The following is a 16610-nucleotide window of genomic DNA, read 5'->3' on the forward strand; positions in this document are numbered from 1 at the left end:
GACTGAGCCGGAGGGGGTGACGGATGGGAATTGAGCCGATCGGCCTGGTGACCCTTGCAGTCGGGCTGATATGCCTGTTGCGAGGCAGCGGACCGACCGTCATCGCCTTTTCGGTCTTCCCCGTGCTCGGCGGAGCGGCGGCCGTCTTGATCGGCTCCACAGGCATACAGCCGGGCCATCTGTTTCTCGGCTTCCTAATCCTTTCCACTCTCTGGCTTCATGGTGACGCCGCAACCGTCACCGACCGCGCTTTGCGTTCGCAACCCTTTATCTGGCTGGCCCTGCTCGTCGTCTATGGCATCCTGGCGGGATATTTTGCGCCGCGACTTCTCGAAGGGACGATGGACATCATACCCCTTGGCACAAGTGCCAGCGGTGGCAGCGAAGGCAAGATCCCGCTGATGCCGGTCAGCGGCAATTTCACCCAGGCGGTCTATCTCATCGCCGATCTCGTCACCTTCGGTCTCATCCTCTCGATCGCCTCGACCCACCAAGGCTTCCGGCATGTGACATTCGGGGTGCTGGCCTTTGGAGCCGCCAATGCCTTTTTCGGCATTGCCGATCTCGTCAGCGCAGGCACGCCACTCGCAGACCTCTTCAGCTATATCCGCAACGCTGCCTACACCTTTCATGCCGACGAAATGGTTGCAGGGATGCGACGCGTGATCGGCTCCTGGCCGGAGGCCTCGGCCTTTGCGGGTGCGAGCATGGCCGTCGTTGGCTTTTGCGGAACCTTGTGGATCTGCGGTCGCCACAGCGCAATCAGTGGCCTTCTCTTCGTGCTCTCTTCCCTGCTCATCGTGCGTTCGACGTCTTCGGGAGGTATCGCCGGGCTCCCTATCTGTTTTGCCATTCTCTACCTGACCAGCCTGTTTCGTTGCGGCGGTTCTACGGGAACTCGTGCGAGCCTTTCCGTTGTTCTTGCGTTTCCGATCGCCGCGCTGATGCTCGGTTTTCTGCTGGCGCTTAATCGCGACCTCTATCAAGAGGTCTACCGCTTCGTTGACATCACCATCCTCAGCAAGCCGGCATCGCTGTCTGCCTTGGAACGGGGCACATGGAATGCGTCCGGGCTTGCAAATTTCTGGCAGTCCTACGGTTTCGGTGTGGGTCTTGGCACGGTCAGGACATCGTCTTTCGCGGTCGCGCTCCTGGCAAATGTCGGCGTTTTGGGCACGATCTTCTTCCTGGCCTTCCTTATGACGGCAGTAATTCTGCCACGGGGCACCTCTCGCACCTATGAGGCTGATGTCGGTCTTGCCGCGCGAAACGGATGCCTGTGTCTGATCGTCGGCGCATTGATCTCCGGTTCGACGGTCGATCTGGGGCTGATCTTCTTCATCATGGCGGGCTTGCGCGCCGCCAATCCGGCCGGTTCGGGCTTGCCGACCATCTCGCCGGATCGCGCGGGATAAGTGTCTTTGGTCGCCGGCCCAACTCGCTCCGACCGCCTGACGGTTCTCATTCGCCATCGAGCCTTGGCTCTGAACGCTGCGACACCTGTCCTGTCTCTCGACTTTTCGGCCAAGAGGCAGGGGCTGATCTACCCCTATCGGTCGATGGCCTGCCTTGGTGGATCAATTGCGCGGGCATGAATTGAAGAGCAGCTTAGATGTCTCAAGAGGGCATGAAATGTCGGTGTATTCGAACAATTTTTCCGAACGTGACGCCAGGCTCGCGTCGCCGCCAGAGACGGTGCGACGTGGGGCAAAGCGGGCGTTCGACATTGGGTGCTCGCTTCTGCTCTTGCTGTTTCTGTTGCCTGCATTCCTGCTGATCGCTGCCGCACTTCTTCTGGTCGATGGGGGGCCTGTCATCTTTCGCCATCAGCGAGTTGGCCGCGGCGGCCGAGCCTTTTCCTGCCTGAAATTCCGGAGCATGCGCAAGGATGCCGACAAGGTGCTTGCCGAGCTTCTGGAAAAGGATCCTGAACGGCGGGGGGAGTGGGAAGAGAGTCAGAAGCTGAAACGCGATCCGCGCATTCACTGGCTTGGTAAGCTGCTGCGGATCACCAGCCTGGATGAACTGCCGCAGCTGTTCAACATCCTCGCCGGCGATATGAGCATCGTCGGTCCGCGACCGATCGTGAGCGAGGAACTCGAACGATACGGTCAATATGCCCACTGTTATCTGGCAATGACCCCGGGCCTCACCGGCCTCTGGCAAGTCTCCCGATGCCCTGAGACGACCTATGAGGAGCGGGTTCAGTTCGATGTCGACTACTACAATACCTGTTCGATGCGCACAGATATCACGATCATCATGAAGACGATTGTCGTCGTTCTCTTCGCGCAAAACGAAGTTTAAGCAGTGTCACAGTGCCCAATAGGCGACGGCGACCCAGAAACTCAGGCAGAAGAGAAGAACAAGCCATCTGAGTTGAAGTCTCAAAGCAGTCTCACTCATTGAAAAGCCTCTCGTCGGCAAAGCGCCCCGAATAATCCTGACGGCTGAGCCGACACGACAGCAACCGTTCACAGCCAGTGGCACAATTAGACGGAAGAATAATCAACAAAAGCTGAAGTCTTCCATGATCCTGCACGAAAAGAGGGAGCCCGATCGGATATCCCACTGCAACACGCGCTAACAGACAAATAAGGCAGGAATGCCGATGACAGGAATACTTAAGAAGGCTTGCACGTGGCTGTCGCAAAGCGCTCTCGCTGTGCGATGGAGGCGTCATGCCCACACCCTGTTCAGCGACGCGCTTTGGACGCTCCTTGCCAAAATCGCGATGCAGGCCAGCCAGTTGGCCACCTTCATCATCGCGGCACGCGTTTTGACCTCGGCCGAGTTTGGCCTCTTTTCCTATGTGGCAGCGTTGGTTGCCCTTCTCGTTGTCGTCGCAGAAGGCGGCTGGCGAGAATTCGTGATGAAGACGACCCACGAGGACGATCGGGTCGATCAGATCGCCACGGTCGCTTTGCTGGCAGGCTTCACCGCGGCGGTGATCGGATTGTCTGCCGCTGCACTTCTTGAAACAAGGTTCGGCACGAGGGCCGAAGCCTGGCTTGTCCTGCTCTTCAGCTTCTGGATCATGCTCACACCCTTTGCATCCGTGCTGGAAGGCGTGCTCATCGCGCAGGCGCGGCTGAAGGAACTGAGCCTCATTCGGATCCTGGCCGAGATCTGTGCAACCCTCGTTGCCATATATGGGCTTCTCCAGGGCTGGAATATCTATGCTCTCGCGCTTGGCAGACTGGTTAGTCAGCTGGTTGCCACCATACTCTCCTTGCTCAGGCTCGGTTGGGCACCCAGGATCCGGATCAAAGCCTCGTTCATCCGGGAACTGTTCGAATTTTCCAAACACATCACCTCAAATCGTGTTCTCGTCCTCTTCCGCTCGTATTCGGGGACGCTGGTCGTTGGCAGTGTGCTCGGACTGGCGGACGCTGGCTACTACAGGGCGGCCGAACGCATCGTCTCGGCTTTCTCCGATCTCGTCGGGGAGCCAGCACGACAAATCGCGTGGAGTACGCTTCGCAAGGTCGCAATCGCCACTGGAGAACCGACGCCCGCGGCATCACCTGCCACGCCAGCGCTCGGGCGCAAGGCCACGACCTTCGTGATCCTGCTGATGGTCATTTCGATACCGATCTATGTCGGTTTGGCATTGATGTCTGGTACCATCGTCAGCGTCGTTCTGGGCGATGGTTGGGCGCCGGCTGCAATCCTCGTCAGCCTGCTATCAATCAAGCAGATTCTGCTCGTTCCGGGCCATGTCACCGAGCCGTTGTTGTCGCTGGCGGGGGCGATCCGCAAGGTTCCGGCAGCGATCCTCTTGAACAGCATTGTTTCCATCGGATTGCTTCTCGCCATGGCACCGCTCGGCGTGACAGCGGCAGCAGCTGGCCAGATGCTTGCCGCGGTCTTCTCCTTCCTCGTCTCGGGTTGGTTGCAGAGCCGGCATGGCGCCGTTCGCTGGCAGAGCGTGATCCGTGGGTCGCTCCTTCCTTTTGCCGCGGCAATCGCTATGGCGGCAACCGTCATAGCTCTGGGGCCGGCGGGTCCCCAGTCGCTGCAAGGAGGCTTGGGTCTCAATCTCGTGCAGGCAATCGCCGGGGCGCTTGCCTACGCGGCCTTGCTGGCACTGCTTTACAAGATCTCGCTTAAGTTTCGGCCCGCGACAATGACAGACTGGAGTGATGACATTGACCATGCTGCAAACAGAGTCTGAGCCGGGGCGGCAAAAAGCCGGCGCGCTGAAGCGGCTGGCCCGCTTGGCCTCACGTAGTGTCGAAACTGGTCTTGATCGATGGCTCAAACCCGTGAGAGCCTTGAGTGGCCGACTGCGCTATCTGTCGCCGCTGCCGCGAAGGTTCACCGGCGCTTATCCAAGCTACGAGCAGGCGCTGGACGCGGCGAGAAAGGCAGGCCGGCTCGCAGGCTATAACCATCCGGAAGTCGCGCCAGTCTCTTTCGACGCGATGTGCAAAATCGCGCCCTGGGATTATCCCGTGCTCTTCTGGATGGCACGGTTGGACATAAACAAAGGCGGACTGCTCGATGCCGGCGGGCATATGGGTACCAAGTTTCGCGCTTTCCGCCCACTTCTCGACCTGCCCGACGACAAGCCCTGGGTCATCTACGAATTGCCGGAGATCGCCAAGGCGGGCAGGCGTCTTGCGCTGGAGGAGGGGATCACCCAGCTCACCTTCATCGACGATCTCAGCCAGGCGCCAGCCTTACCGGTGTTCCTCGCCTCCGGCTTGCTGCAATATCTGGACCGTCCCCTCCCGGAACTCCTGCAGGCCCTTCCAAGACTGCCGGTTCATCTCCTTCTCAACAAGGTGGCGTTCCAGAAGGATGACATGCCTGTCGTGACGCTCGAGCGCATCGGCCGGGCCTATGTTCCCTATCAGAGGCGTGATGAAAAGGCCTTCGTGCGCGAGCTCGAAGGCCTCGGCTATGAGCAGGTGGACCGTTGGTCGATCCCGCAATTGTCGCATGTGATCGACACCCACCCGGAGCTGGGAGCCAGTGAAAGTGCCGGGTTCTACTTCAGGCTGAGACAGGTGGAAGGCTGAGCGAGGTTCGCCGCGAACTGCCAGATAGCCTGGCCGAGCTACTGGATTGCCCCAGGGTCGGCCCAAGCCTTGCCGTTCGCCCTTAATCCATTCTGCGGATGTTTTGCGGTGACAGGCGCCTCAGCAGGAAGTCAAGGATTGCCCGCGCATTGCCCTCCAGGCGACCCTTGCGATCGACCCAGGGTTCCGGCCGCCAGACCTTAACGAGGTTGGATCCCAGATTGCGACCCATCTGGTTCAACGCATGACGCCAGCTCATGCTGTGCTTGGCGACGAGATAGATTGGATTGGCAATCTGCGAATAGCCAAGCCTCACCCCTGACATACGCCCGGTCTTGGTGCCCAGATGCACGCCACGCAGTTGAGGCGAGGTTACCACTCGGCCGAAGCGACACGCTACTCTGGAGAAGTCGACATCTTCCAGCCAACCATACAAGGGCAGTTCCTCGTCGAAGCGCAGTTTACAGATGTGCACGGTCGACATGCGCACGGCCATGTTGCAGCCATAGCCGCTATAGGCATCATCGATCGACAGTTCGTCGCCGGAGGATGGCGCTGTTTTGAGCAGCTCCAGGCCCTCTTCCACTGCTATCCCCGGACCCGTGGCCCCATCGGCAATGACCGCGCCGGTGGCAATGTCGACGTCGGGATGCTTCAGGAACAACCGCTCCATTCGCTCGATGTAGCTTTGATCAAGCAGAAAATCATCGTCGAGGAAGAGGATGATGTCGGCATCCTCAGCTGCCGCCAGGATGGCATTGCGCTGCTTGCACAAGCCCCGCTCGGATTTGTGCCACTGGACCGGGAAGGGCAGTCGCGATAGCGCGGCAATGTCGACATCATCGGCCGAGGGCGCACAGATGACAACGCGATCAGGTTTGCGACTCTGGCGCCGGAGATGCGGAACAACAGCGGAGATGATCTCTCGGCGTCCGCAGCTGGGAATGCCGACAACAATCGTCAGCCTCTGCCGTCCCTTGGCATTGTCCGATCGAGGAACTGCTTCGGCCAAGCGTTCGCCAATCATCCGAGCAGGCCTCCGGTGAATGCAGCGCGGCGCACCGTGCCGGTGCGGCTGCGGTTCGAGATTACACCGAGCAATGAGATCCGCGAGCGGCCAAAGGTTTTGAGTGCGTCGGTCAATCGCTCGATCGTCAGTCGCCGGCTATCGCCGATCACCAGGACAACCCCGTCGACATGCGAGCAGATGGATCGGGTGTCTGCCGACTCTTCGAAACCGGACATGTCGACGATGATCAGCTTGTACTGGCTCCTCAGTTTGGCCAAGGTTTCCTTGAGCGCGGGAAGATGCCCATAACGATAGGGTGCAACGGCCAGCCGGCGCGTCTGTTCGGCAGTCAGGAGCGGAACGGGAACGGCGGTTTCCTCGTCATCGTGAACCGGATCATGGTCAATCACCATCCGCTCCGGATACCGGTGTGCACGCGGCAATCGCGATACGGTTGCTCCCTCGCCAGGCTCACCGAGCATGGTGGTCGCGATCGGCTTGATGGCAAAATCCGGTGCTGCATTGTAGACCAGCCGGGTCAGTCGGGCCGATATGAAATCGGCATCGACCAGAAGCACGGATTCTCCTTCGTTCTGGTAGAGTTGCGCAAGGTTCGTCGCGATGGTCGTCTTGCCCTCTCCACTGCCGACGGATGTGATGCCGATGATCATCGAGCCATCGGCCGGTAGCAGGGAATCCAACGAATTCTTCACGCTGCGAAGAGCTTCGGAAAATTCCGAATAGGGTGTGTCGAGGACCGCCCGCAATGGCAGGAGGTTCGGCGAAAGCCCTTCCGTTTCGCTGCCGGCTGCGCCCTCGTCGCGATAGGTCGGGACATGACCAAGAGAGGCAAGGCCGAGCTCCCGTTGCAACCTTTCGCCCGAACCGGCGCGGCGGTCCATGGCCTGATGGCCGACCGCTGCAAACAGGCCAAAGGCGGCACCAAGCACGACAGAAAACGGCAGGATGACAGAAGGCTTGGGCCAGACGCGCGTGAGCGGCTCGGTTGCCGCGGTCACGATGCGCGCCTTCCCGAGCGGGAAGGACTGCGTCTGAAGAGCACCGACCACCTGTTGCAAGGTCGTCTCATAAAGCTGCCGATAGGTGCTCGCGCGGCTTTCGATCTCGGCCAGTTCCACGCGCGCAATGTTCTTGTCCGCCCCTTTGCGATTTGCATTTGCAAATTGCTGCTCGGCAAGCGCTTGCCGGCTCTTCGCCGTCTCCAGGTTCGATCGGTAAAGTGCTTCAACCTGGCGAAGTTCGCCGATGAGATTGGACTGGATGCGGGCAATTTCGGCGCCTGCAGCGGCAATGGCCGGGTTGCCGGCACTGTAACGCTCGGTGAGCCCAACAAGTTTGGTTTCGGCCAGACGCAGTTCCTCACGTAGCTTCATCAGCTGCGGATTGCTGGCCAGTTCCGGAAGGTTCGCATCGGCCGGATTGGTGGCAATCAGTTCCGTCAGCGTGCTCAGCTTGGCAGAAGCATCTGCGGTTGCTGCCCGGGCCTCGAGCATCTGGCTACTCAGTTCCGAAAGCTGTTGCTGATCGAGCGTCGTGGCATTCGCCATGGCGGTGATGTCGTGCTCATTGCGGTATTGCTCGGCAGCAAGTGCGGCTTCACGGGCCTTTTGACCCACTTCCATCAGCCGGCCTTCCAGCCACAAAGCGCCTTGCCTGGCCGCCGCGGCGCGATCATTCATGCCGTTGCGGATGTAGGCCTCGGCGAGCGCGTTTGCCGTGCGTGCGGCCTTGACCGGATCGCCCGAACGATAGCCGATTTCAAGGACATAGGATTGGCCGACGCGGCGCACAGAGACGCGGGACAGGAAGCCTTCCATAGTTCGTCTCATCCGCTCCTCTTCGGCTTGCGGTGTCTCGCTGGAACCGGTGCCGCCGAAAACGAAATTTCCAGCTGACGCAAGCATCTGCTTCAACGAGCCATACCAGGATGAGGCATTGATGATTTCCGGGTCATCGAGCAGGCCAAGCGAATGAATGACGTTGGCGGCAATCGCCTCGGACTTGACGATCTCAACCTGGCTGGCGATTTCCGCCGCCTCGATGATAACAGTGCCCGTGGCGGCATCCTGCGAGAGGATGCGGCTTTGCTCCGGATCGATCACGAGGCGCGCAGAGGCCTCGTAGCTCGACGGCGTCTTTGCGACATAGAGGATGCCGATGAGAAGGCCGAGCACCATCGACATGACAATCAGCCGGGCGTTGCGCCGCAGGAAGTTGATGAGATCGTAGAACGACAGTGGCGCGGCTCGCACGCCGTCCCTCCGCGCCGATGTCGACAGACCATCGAAGGCAGTCAGCTCGTGAATTGCCATGGGCTCAATTCCTTTTGAACAACTCTGAGGATCCGACGATCATTGCGAAGCCTGCTGTATGACGGGGCGAAGCTCCGCATCTGCAACGTTGGTGGAGATCGCGTAGCGAACCTCAAGCACGTCACCGGGCTGAAGTGCAGCCGTTTCCGCAAGCCTGACGGCCAAGCTGTTTGCGCCTTCACGGGTAACCCAATACTCGAGCGGTTGACCACTGACGGCCACGCTTGCGGCCTGCCGCGATACGGCCGCTCCCGCAGCCTGCAGCAGGGCAATGGTTGTGTTGCGCTTCAGTTTGGTGTCTTCGAACTCGGCGACGACTTCCTGCAATTCGCGGCCGGCTTCGGTCCGTTGCTGGCCCTTGAGCGCAATGGCATCACGCTCAGTCTCGCTCAGCTTCTGCTTGGCGCGCATGGCAGCGATTACAAGATCCAGCTTGTCACTGCTGAGATCTGCGACGACCCGCTCCAGGGACGTCTCTCGTGACTTTGCCAGAGTGCCTGACTGGACCAAGGACGAGATGCTTGCGAGTTCATCTTCGGCAATCTTGATCTGGCGGTCCTGGACGCTGGTCTTTTCATCCAGAACGTTGATTTCGTTTTGCAGCTGAACCTGCAATTCCGACAGTGAGGTCAACTGCCGCTTCAGTGCTTCCGCTCTTGCAACGAATAGGTCTGTTTCGCTCTGGACGAAGATCTTGCCGGCCGTGCCTTCGCGCGCAGCCATCAGTTCCGGTGGAAAGGTAATCTTGGGTCGTTCTGCCAGTTCGGCTTCCAGGCGGGCGCGCCGCGCCGTCAGCTGTTTGAGCCTGAGATCATAACTGTTCAGCTCACCTGCATAGCGAAGCTGTTCCAGTTCGCGCGATCCATTGCCGTCTGTCCGTTTCTCGCGTCCGCCAGCCATGGCGACTGCCTGGCTGATTGTGAGGCCGGGGCGAAACTCGAGTTCGCCAGGGCGCTCCACCACACCCGACACGTAGAACATGGGATAGCGCACGACCTCCACGGAAGCTGATGGCGCTTCTGCAAGGCCGGTCCTTTCCTTAAGCAGAGAGCCGATCTTTACCGCGATCTGGCTTGCCGTCTCGTTTTCAACCGAAAACTCGCCCAAGAGCGGTATGGTGATCGTGCCCGCGGGCGATATCACATACTGGCCGTTGAGCGGCGTCCATTCCTTGTATTCCCCGGTCGAAGCGATCCATTCGACGATGCTGATCCGCAGCTGGGTCTGGGGTGCCAGGGGCACTTCCCCTGTTGCGAGCGAGGCACCGGCTGCGAGTGCGGGCGACTGCAAGCTCAAACAGAGTGCTGCGGCGAGCCACGACAGGCGTGGTTGTGATCGTCTGTGCCTAAACGGCTTGGCTGTCTCGCGTTCAAACATGGTGAGGTCCCGTGATTGCCGACCGCCGCCTGCCAGACCGGGCTTTTTGCGCCAGAGCCGGCTTTGCGAACAAGCGTGTCTTCAACCCCATCATCGCGGCTTGCCGCTGGGAGTAAATTCACTGCAGCCCCTCTCTACCTAGTCACTTTTGGTAGGAGTGACTAAGCCTCCACCCCAAATGGATGAGATTGGATATGGCGGGCCGGGCTTTGCCTGCCTCCTTTGGGCAGGTCAGTCGAGCACACACCAAAAGATGGTCCGCTCAGATGACCTTAGGGCGTTCTTCGCGACTGGCAGGCGATCGCCTAGATTGCCGCTGTCCACGTCGGGGGAATGAAAAGCATGCGTGTAGCGATCGTGCATTACTGGCTGGTGTCGATGCGTGGCGGCGAAAAAGTCGTGGAAGCGCTTTGCGACATGTATCCCGAGGCCGACATCTTCACGCTGGTCTGTGATTACGACAAGCTCTCCGACAAGCTTCGCCGACACCGGATCTTCACCTCTTTCCTGCAGCGCATTCCCGGTGCGAGGCGTCGGTACCAGTCGCTGCTGCCACTCATGCCCTTCGCTCTGGAGGGGTTTGATCTGAGTGGTTATGATCTTATCCTGTCGAGTGAATCCGGTCCCGCCAAAGGCATCATTCCGCCGCCGCAGGCCGTCCATGTCTGCTATTGTCATTCCCCGATGCGCTATATCTGGGACCACTATCATCTGTACCGGCGCAATGCGGGTTTTCTTGCGAGAATGATGATGCCGGTGGTGGCTCCTCTGTTGCGGGCCTGGGACGCAAATTCCAGCTTGAGGGTGGATCGCTTTGTCGCAAACTCGCATCATGTGGCGAGCCGCATTGCCAAATATTATCGCCGCTCTTCCGTGGTCGTTCATCCACCCGTTGCCATCGACGACTTCGCTCCGGCGCAAAGTGTTGATGATTTCTATCTCTGCGCCGGGCAGATCGTCCCCTACAAGCGCATCGATCTAGCCGTGCGCACCTTCACCGGCCTCGGCCGAAATCTCGTCGTGGTCGGCGATGGAGACCCCCATGAGGTCGCGGCCTTGAAGCGTATCGCCGGGCCGACGATCCGATTTGTCGGCCCGGCATCGTTTGCCCAACTCACCGACTATCTCGCACACTGCAGAGCGCTGATTTTCCCGGGGGAAGAGGATTTCGGGATCGTGCCCGTCGAAGCCATGGCCAGTGGACGTCCAGTCATCGCATTCGGGCGAGGCGGCGCGCTCGACACAGTCGTACCAGGTCGTACCGGCCTGTTGTTCAAGGAGCAGACGGAACAATCCCTGGCAGACGCCATCGAGCTCTTCGAGACGATGGAGCATCGCTTCTCCGCTGACCTCATCCAGTCACATGCGGCCCAGTTCAGCGTCGCCAATTTCAAGGCCGGGATGAAAAGGGTGATCGATCAGGCACTGGCGGAGCGCCATACAGTTGTCGACGTCAAACCCTTTGCAACGACGCTGCCCTCCGTTTTCGAGGATTTGAAACATGCTCCCCTGCATTGATGCAAATCCGGCTCAACGACGTTCGCGCCCTGGGTCGCGGAGCCGGTGCATTGTCATTTCGATGAAAGGGCGAGATCTGTCGCCTTGCAGATGGGGGTGGGTAGAGGAGCTACGGATACAGGACTTCGCCGTTTGGCCCAAAGGAGATTGACGTGAATGATTGGTACCCGGCCGCGTTTGCTGCCGTTCAATGCAGGACAGGACGATGAGCGCATCCTTCGCCGTTAACGGTCGTTATCTCACCCAAAGTATCAGCGGGGTCCAGCGCTACGCTCGCAACATTGTTCGGGCTCTCGACCAGATACCGGAAAGCGAGGGCGCTACGGTTATATCTCCGCATGGCACTTCCCATCCCGCCTACGAGAGACTGCAGGCGCTCCAGACGGGGCTCAGCACCGGCTATGTCTGGGAACAGGGAGAGCTGCCGATCGCTGCGCGCGGGAGACGCCTTCTCAATCTCTGCAACATGGCGCCAATCCTCAAGAATGAGCAGATTGTCTGCATTCACGACACCAATGTGCTTTCCTCGCCCGGCAGCTACACCCGCGGCTTTCGAACCGTTTACCGGTGCCTCCAGCCGCTTCTGGCCAGGCGCGCGGTCCAGATCGCGACCGTATCGCATGCGTCGGCCCAAGAGCTTGCCCGTTATCTCGCTCTATCGCCCGACGAAATCGTCGTGCTGCCAAACGGTCACGAACATGCACTGTCCTGGAAGCCGGATCCTGCCGCTTTGCCGGCAGAACTTCCTGTGCACCCGCAAGACAGACCATTTGTCCTCGCGATCAATGCTACGGCTCCCCACAAGAACATCCGCCTCCTGATCGATATCGCGCCAAGACTTGAAGAGCTCGGCATCAATGTCGTCATCATCGGCTCCGATCATATCATACGCCAGCCAAAGCTTGCTTTGCCAGGCAATGTGTATCCCCTGGGCCGCGTGTCTGATGACGTTCTCGCCTACCTTCTGGATCAAGCGTTGTGCCTGGCATTCCCCTCTTTTACCGAGGGGTTCGGGCTGCCGCTTGTCGAGGCGATGGCGCGAGGCTGTCCGGTTGTCTCTTCGGATTGTGCCAGCATGCCCGAAATATGCGGCAATGCCGCGCTCCTGGCATCTCCCTTCGATCCGGCGCAATGGGTCGACCGGATCTCGGCGCTGAAAGCGTCGGATCATCTTCGCATCGAGCTTGCCGGGCGCGGCCGCGAGCAATGCCGGAACTTCTCTTGGCAAAAAAGTGCGATGGGCTACCTGGAGCTCTTGCAGAATCCCATCCGGCCCCGGAGGCTTGTGCCAAGGTCCAAGCCTGAGCAGTTTCAGATCACCGCAGTCTTTGCCACACTCCGCCGACCAGACGTGGTGCAAAGGACGGTTAAGCACTTCCTCTCGTCGCAGAGGCTTTCCCCCAAGTCGGTGATCGTCTCATGCGCGACTGCCGAGGATGCAGGAGATCTTGTTCACAACAAGGCGGTCAAAATCGTCACCGGGCCGATCGGTCTGGCCACCCAGCGCAACACCGCCTTGCGCCATCTGGGGCCTGAAACGGATATTGTAGCCTTCTTCGACGACGACTTTGTCGCCCATCCCGACTGGCTTGCCGAAGCGGCAAAACTCTTTTGCGATGACAGTCAGGTTGATGGTGTGACTGGGGTCGTCCTCGCGGATGGCATCAAGGGGCCGGGCATCCCGTTCGAGGAGGCCGAGCGCATTGTCGAAGCCGACAGTGGTTCAGCAGATCGGCAATTGTGCCAACCCTTCAGCCCCTATGGCTGCAACATGGCCTTTCGCGTGACATCGATCGGGGATGCGCGCTTCGACGAAAAATTGGTTCTGTATGGCTGGCTCGAGGACCGAGATTTTGGTGGTCAGTTGGCAATGAGGGGTGCGCGGCTTGTCAAATGGTCGGGCTGCAAGGGTGTTCATATGGGGGTCAAGAGTGGGCGCACCAGCGGTGAACGCCTCGGCTATTCCCAAGTGGCCAATCCTGTCCACCTGATGCGGAAAGGGACCATGGCGCCGCATCTTGCCATCGGCCAGATGGGGCGAAACATCGCAAGCAATATGGGGCGGTTTATTGCACCCGAGCCGTATGTCGATCGCAAGGGGAGGCTCAAGGGAAACCTGCTTGCACTTCGCGACGCGATCACCGGAAAGCTTGCGCCCGAGCGGGCGCTTCTCATGGGCGATAGCAAGGTGCCCATGGCCGCGAAGGCAAAGCCGGCGCAAGTCGGAAGGACCTGAGCCGATTTAGCAGAGTAGCGACACGAGGCGGCGCCAAGGCAGGACAAAACTTGTGACACGATGGGGGGCGGCGGATGGTGGTTGTGCGGGGGAGGCAAGATCTTGAGAGGCAAGATTGAGGCGGTGGAGGCGTCTGGACGCCTTCCGGATCGCGTTGTCCTGATCAGTGACCTTTCCGAGCCCCGCGACGGTCCCTCTGTGATCGCGCTGAAGACTGCCGAGGCACTGACAGAGCACGGTCTTGCGGTCGATTATTTCTGCGGCGATTTCGGCCGCAATCTTGACCTTGTCGACCGTGGCGTCCGCGTCCATGCCGTCGGGGCCGGTGACCTGCGCAGCACCTCCTTTGCCACAGCAGTCGTCCAGGGTCTCTACAACATGTCCGCGGCGCGTCAGCTCAAGGCAATGGTGCGATCTCATGATACGCCCGGGACGCTCTACCATGTTCACAACTGGTCGAAGATATTGTCGCCATCGATCTTCGATGCGCTTCGCCCGGTCATGGACCGGGTTATCTTGACGGCGCATGATTATTTTCTGGCCTGTCCGAATGGTGGCTATTTCCATTTTCAGCGTGGCTCGCCCTGTGCCGAGACGCCTTTGTCGCTCGCGTGTCTCGTCGCCAATTGTGATCGGCGGTCGCGCTTGGAAAAAGCCTGGCGCATCATACGGGATGTCGAACGCCGCCTGATCCTTGACCTTGCTGGATCGGGGGCGACGGTGCTCGCTGTGCACGAAGGCATGGCCGCCGTGCTGGAAAAGGGTGGTATTCCAGCTCACACTATCAGGGTTCTTCGCAATCCCGTTCGGCCCTGGACGACCAGCCGCGTTCCCGCTGAAAGAAATTCCGCCTTTCTGTTCGTCGGTCGCCTGGAACACGATAAAGGTGTGCTGCTTCTGGCCGAGGCTACAAAACGGGCCGGGGTACCCGCAATGTTTGTGGGCGAGGGGGCGCTTGGTTCGCAGATTTCCGCGCTCAATCCTCAGGCAGAACTCGTTGGCTTCAAGGATCGCGCCGGTTTGAAGGAGATCGCAGCGAAAACACGCTGCCTTGTGGTTCCGACGCGATCGAGAGAGACATTTTCGTTGGTCGCCTACGAAGCTCTGACCTCGGGCATTCCAGTGATCATCAGCGAGTTTGCTGCCACGCGAGACGAGATTGTCACCCAGGGTGTGGGGATCTCCTGCAATCCCTATGAGCCGGGTGCCTTGTGCCGATCACTTGTCGACCTGGCGAAGGATGACGAGAGAATTGCGTCCATGAGCATACGGGGCTTTCAGGAGCGCGACACATTGACCGTGTCGGGCCGAGCCTGGGATCTGAAGTTGTTCGAAATCTATGCAGCGCAGATCGAGAAAGCACAGGCGAGGCGGCGCGGGGCGATCCCTCAGGCCCGCCAGCCCGTCCCGCCCCATCCTTCCCTCGATCTTGGTTGATCGAAGGTCTTGACTGGAAAGGTCCGTGCGGATCAGTCAAGGGCTGGTTTGCAGCCGGCCTTACTTGCGGCCAAGCAGCTTTCGTATCATCCGCAAGATGATCGCTTCACAACTCTCGGGGCAGCCTGCAAGCCGCCACAGCAAGAGGCTGGAAGCGGCGAAAATGGCCAGTGCCGAAGCCGATATCCAACTCAGATCGACGACGGTTTCAAGCGAGTTGTCGCTTGGGTCAAACTGCGGCAGTGCCGCCAAGAGAAAGAACGTCATTGGGATCATCGCCATGGTGGGGCGCACAAGGCCCGCAATCTGGGCAAAGACTCCAAGCCGCAGCAATTTGTCGACGAGAACGATATTGATGAGGAAGCCTGCCAGCGCGGCAATTGCATGGCCGATCAACAGGCCCTTGAGCGACAGGGTTACCGTTAGGGTAATGATGAGAGGCACCCTGATGCAAAATTCGATGGCGAGTTTCTCGAAGGCGACCCGCGTCCTGTTGAGCGACATGGCAAGGGCGGGCAAGAGCACAGTCGGGGCGTAGCCGACGGCGGTCGAAAAAGCGAGCCAGGTCAAGATGGGGGCGGTTTCTCGCCAGGCGGGACCAAGGACGACGGCGACGATCGGTGTGGCCAGGATGCCAATCATCACGAACAGGGGAGCGATGATTGTGTATATGCCTGCTGAGGCCTTGAGATAGACCTTGGTCAGCGAGCCTGTCTGACCCGCCGTGACGAAAGCTGAATAGAGCGGTGGAGTGATCGGCTGGATGATGGCTTGGGCCGGCACAGAGATCAACGTGTCTGCCCAAGTGTACTCGCCGAAAGTTGCGACATCGACATAACGTGGCAGGACAAGCTTATCGGCTTGCCAGTTGATTGCAGACAGCAGTTGCCGGGCCCCGGTCCAGCCGAGCATGTCCGCGAAGAGGTGCCATTCGCGCAGGGTGAAGCGGATGCGCTGCGGTGCAAGTAGGTAGGAAGCGATCATGGCAAGTGCTGTCGTGGAGATCTTCCCAACGGCGATCGCCCAATAGCTGCCGGTCGAAACAGCCAGCGTCGATGCGATCAGAAGTGCTCCGGCCTTGGCGATGATATCGAGAGCCACATCCCGCCTGAAATCCATGACGCGGACGTACTCCGTCAATCTCTGGCTGAGCAATCCCCGCATGGCAGGCGCCAGAGACAAGACACAGAGCAGCGCGGTCAGCCTGGGTTCGTTGAAAAACATGGCGAGCGGCCAGGCCAAGATACAAAGGAGCACGACAATCGTCAGCGCTCGCAGCGTCGCCAGCGTCAGTGCCGTATCATACATCTCCTCGGTCGGTTGTTTTTGGTTCAGAAGTGCAGCCGATAGCGGCATCTCGCAGACGGTTTCCACGATCAGAACCGGCGTCATCGCCATGGCGACAAGGCCGAACTCGGCAGGCCCCAAGAACCTCGCCAGGATCAGCAGCGTGAGAAAATCGAGGCACTTGGTAAAGAGGCGACCGCCTGTTGTCAGGAGGCCCGCCTTAAGCGTGCGCTCAGACAGGGGAGGCGTGCTTGTCTTGGCTACGGCCCGATGGATCTCGTCGTCAACTTCGACCTGGGTCATGACCGCTGTCCGCCCAATCGCCATGCGGGTTGCCGTTGCTTGCCCATTGACTTCATATAAGCTCATTGCCTCCGGGCAGCGCA

The 16610-nt window shown here is 59.6% G+C and carries 11 protein-coding genes; 7 read left to right on the forward strand and 4 right to left on the reverse strand.

Annotation, left to right across the window (positions count from 1 at the left end; genetic code table 11):
- Positions 1 to 23: 23 nt before the first annotated feature.
- The 4 genes from QWE_RS15375 to QWE_RS15390 all read left to right on the forward strand — a co-directional run bounded on the left by QWE_RS15375 (position 24) and on the right by QWE_RS15390 (position 5027).
- A complete protein-coding gene (locus QWE_RS15375; protein WP_006727073.1) occupies positions 24 to 1415 on the forward strand; it encodes a hypothetical protein in 1392 nt (463 codons plus the stop codon).
- A gap of 157 nt (positions 1416 to 1572) precedes the next feature.
- Entirely contained in the window at positions 1573 to 2307 is a 735-nt protein-coding gene (locus QWE_RS15380) for a sugar transferase (protein WP_240532564.1), read from the forward strand.
- Between the two features lie 304 nt (positions 2308 to 2611).
- Complete coding sequence (locus QWE_RS15385) at positions 2612 to 4177, forward strand: oligosaccharide flippase family protein (protein ID WP_006727075.1); 1566 nt, start codon at positions 2612 to 2614, stop codon at positions 4175 to 4177.
- Between the two features lie 91 nt (positions 4178 to 4268).
- Positions 4269 to 5027 (forward strand): methyltransferase, TIGR04325 family, encoded by a 759-nt coding sequence (locus tag QWE_RS15390; protein ID WP_240532559.1) that lies wholly within the window; start codon positions 4269 to 4271, stop codon positions 5025 to 5027.
- 82 nt (positions 5028 to 5109) lie between these two features.
- Here QWE_RS15390 and QWE_RS15395 read toward each other — a convergent pair whose 3' ends face one another.
- The 3 genes from QWE_RS15395 to QWE_RS15405 are packed head-to-tail and all read right to left on the reverse strand — an operon-like array spanning position 5110 to position 9665.
- A complete protein-coding gene (locus QWE_RS15395) occupies positions 5110 to 6054 on the reverse strand; it encodes a glycosyltransferase family 2 protein (RefSeq protein ID WP_006727077.1) in 945 nt (314 codons plus the stop codon).
- Positions 6051 to 8369 carry an exopolysaccharide transport family protein gene (locus tag QWE_RS15400; protein WP_006727078.1) on the reverse strand — a complete coding sequence of 773 codons (2319 nt, stop codon included), beginning with the start codon at positions 8367 to 8369 and terminating at the stop codon, positions 6051 to 6053. The genes QWE_RS15395 and QWE_RS15400 overlap by 4 nt, the downstream gene beginning before the upstream one ends.
- A gap of 39 nt (positions 8370 to 8408) precedes the next feature.
- Positions 8409 to 9665, reverse strand: coding sequence for a polysaccharide biosynthesis/export family protein (locus QWE_RS15405; RefSeq protein ID WP_240532560.1), 1257 nt, complete (start codon positions 9663 to 9665; stop codon positions 8409 to 8411).
- A 423-nt stretch (positions 9666 to 10088) separates the two neighbouring features.
- Between QWE_RS15405 and QWE_RS15410 the strand changes: the two genes are divergently transcribed.
- From QWE_RS15410 to QWE_RS15420, 3 genes are all read left to right on the forward strand, one after another.
- Positions 10089 to 11264: a glycosyltransferase gene (locus QWE_RS15410; RefSeq protein ID WP_006727080.1), complete on the forward strand. Its 1176-nt coding sequence runs from the start codon at positions 10089 to 10091 to the stop codon at positions 11262 to 11264.
- A gap of 205 nt (positions 11265 to 11469) precedes the next feature.
- Complete coding sequence (locus QWE_RS15415) at positions 11470 to 13500, forward strand: glycosyltransferase (protein ID WP_006727081.1); 2031 nt, start codon at positions 11470 to 11472, stop codon at positions 13498 to 13500.
- A gap of 102 nt (positions 13501 to 13602) precedes the next feature.
- Positions 13603 to 14937: a glycosyltransferase family 4 protein gene (locus tag QWE_RS15420; protein WP_006727082.1), complete on the forward strand. Its 1335-nt coding sequence runs from the start codon at positions 13603 to 13605 to the stop codon at positions 14935 to 14937.
- A 60-nt stretch (positions 14938 to 14997) separates the two neighbouring features.
- Here the strand turns inward: QWE_RS15420 and QWE_RS15425 are convergent, their stop codons facing one another.
- Entirely contained in the window at positions 14998 to 16527 is a 1530-nt protein-coding gene (locus QWE_RS15425; protein ID WP_157790715.1) for an oligosaccharide flippase family protein, read from the reverse strand.
- Positions 16528 to 16610 lie beyond the last annotated feature (83 nt).

It is taken from the genome of Agrobacterium albertimagni AOL15 (assembly GCF_000300855.1).
In the GTDB taxonomy this organism is placed as follows: Bacteria; Pseudomonadota; Alphaproteobacteria; order Rhizobiales; family Rhizobiaceae; genus Allorhizobium; species Allorhizobium albertimagni.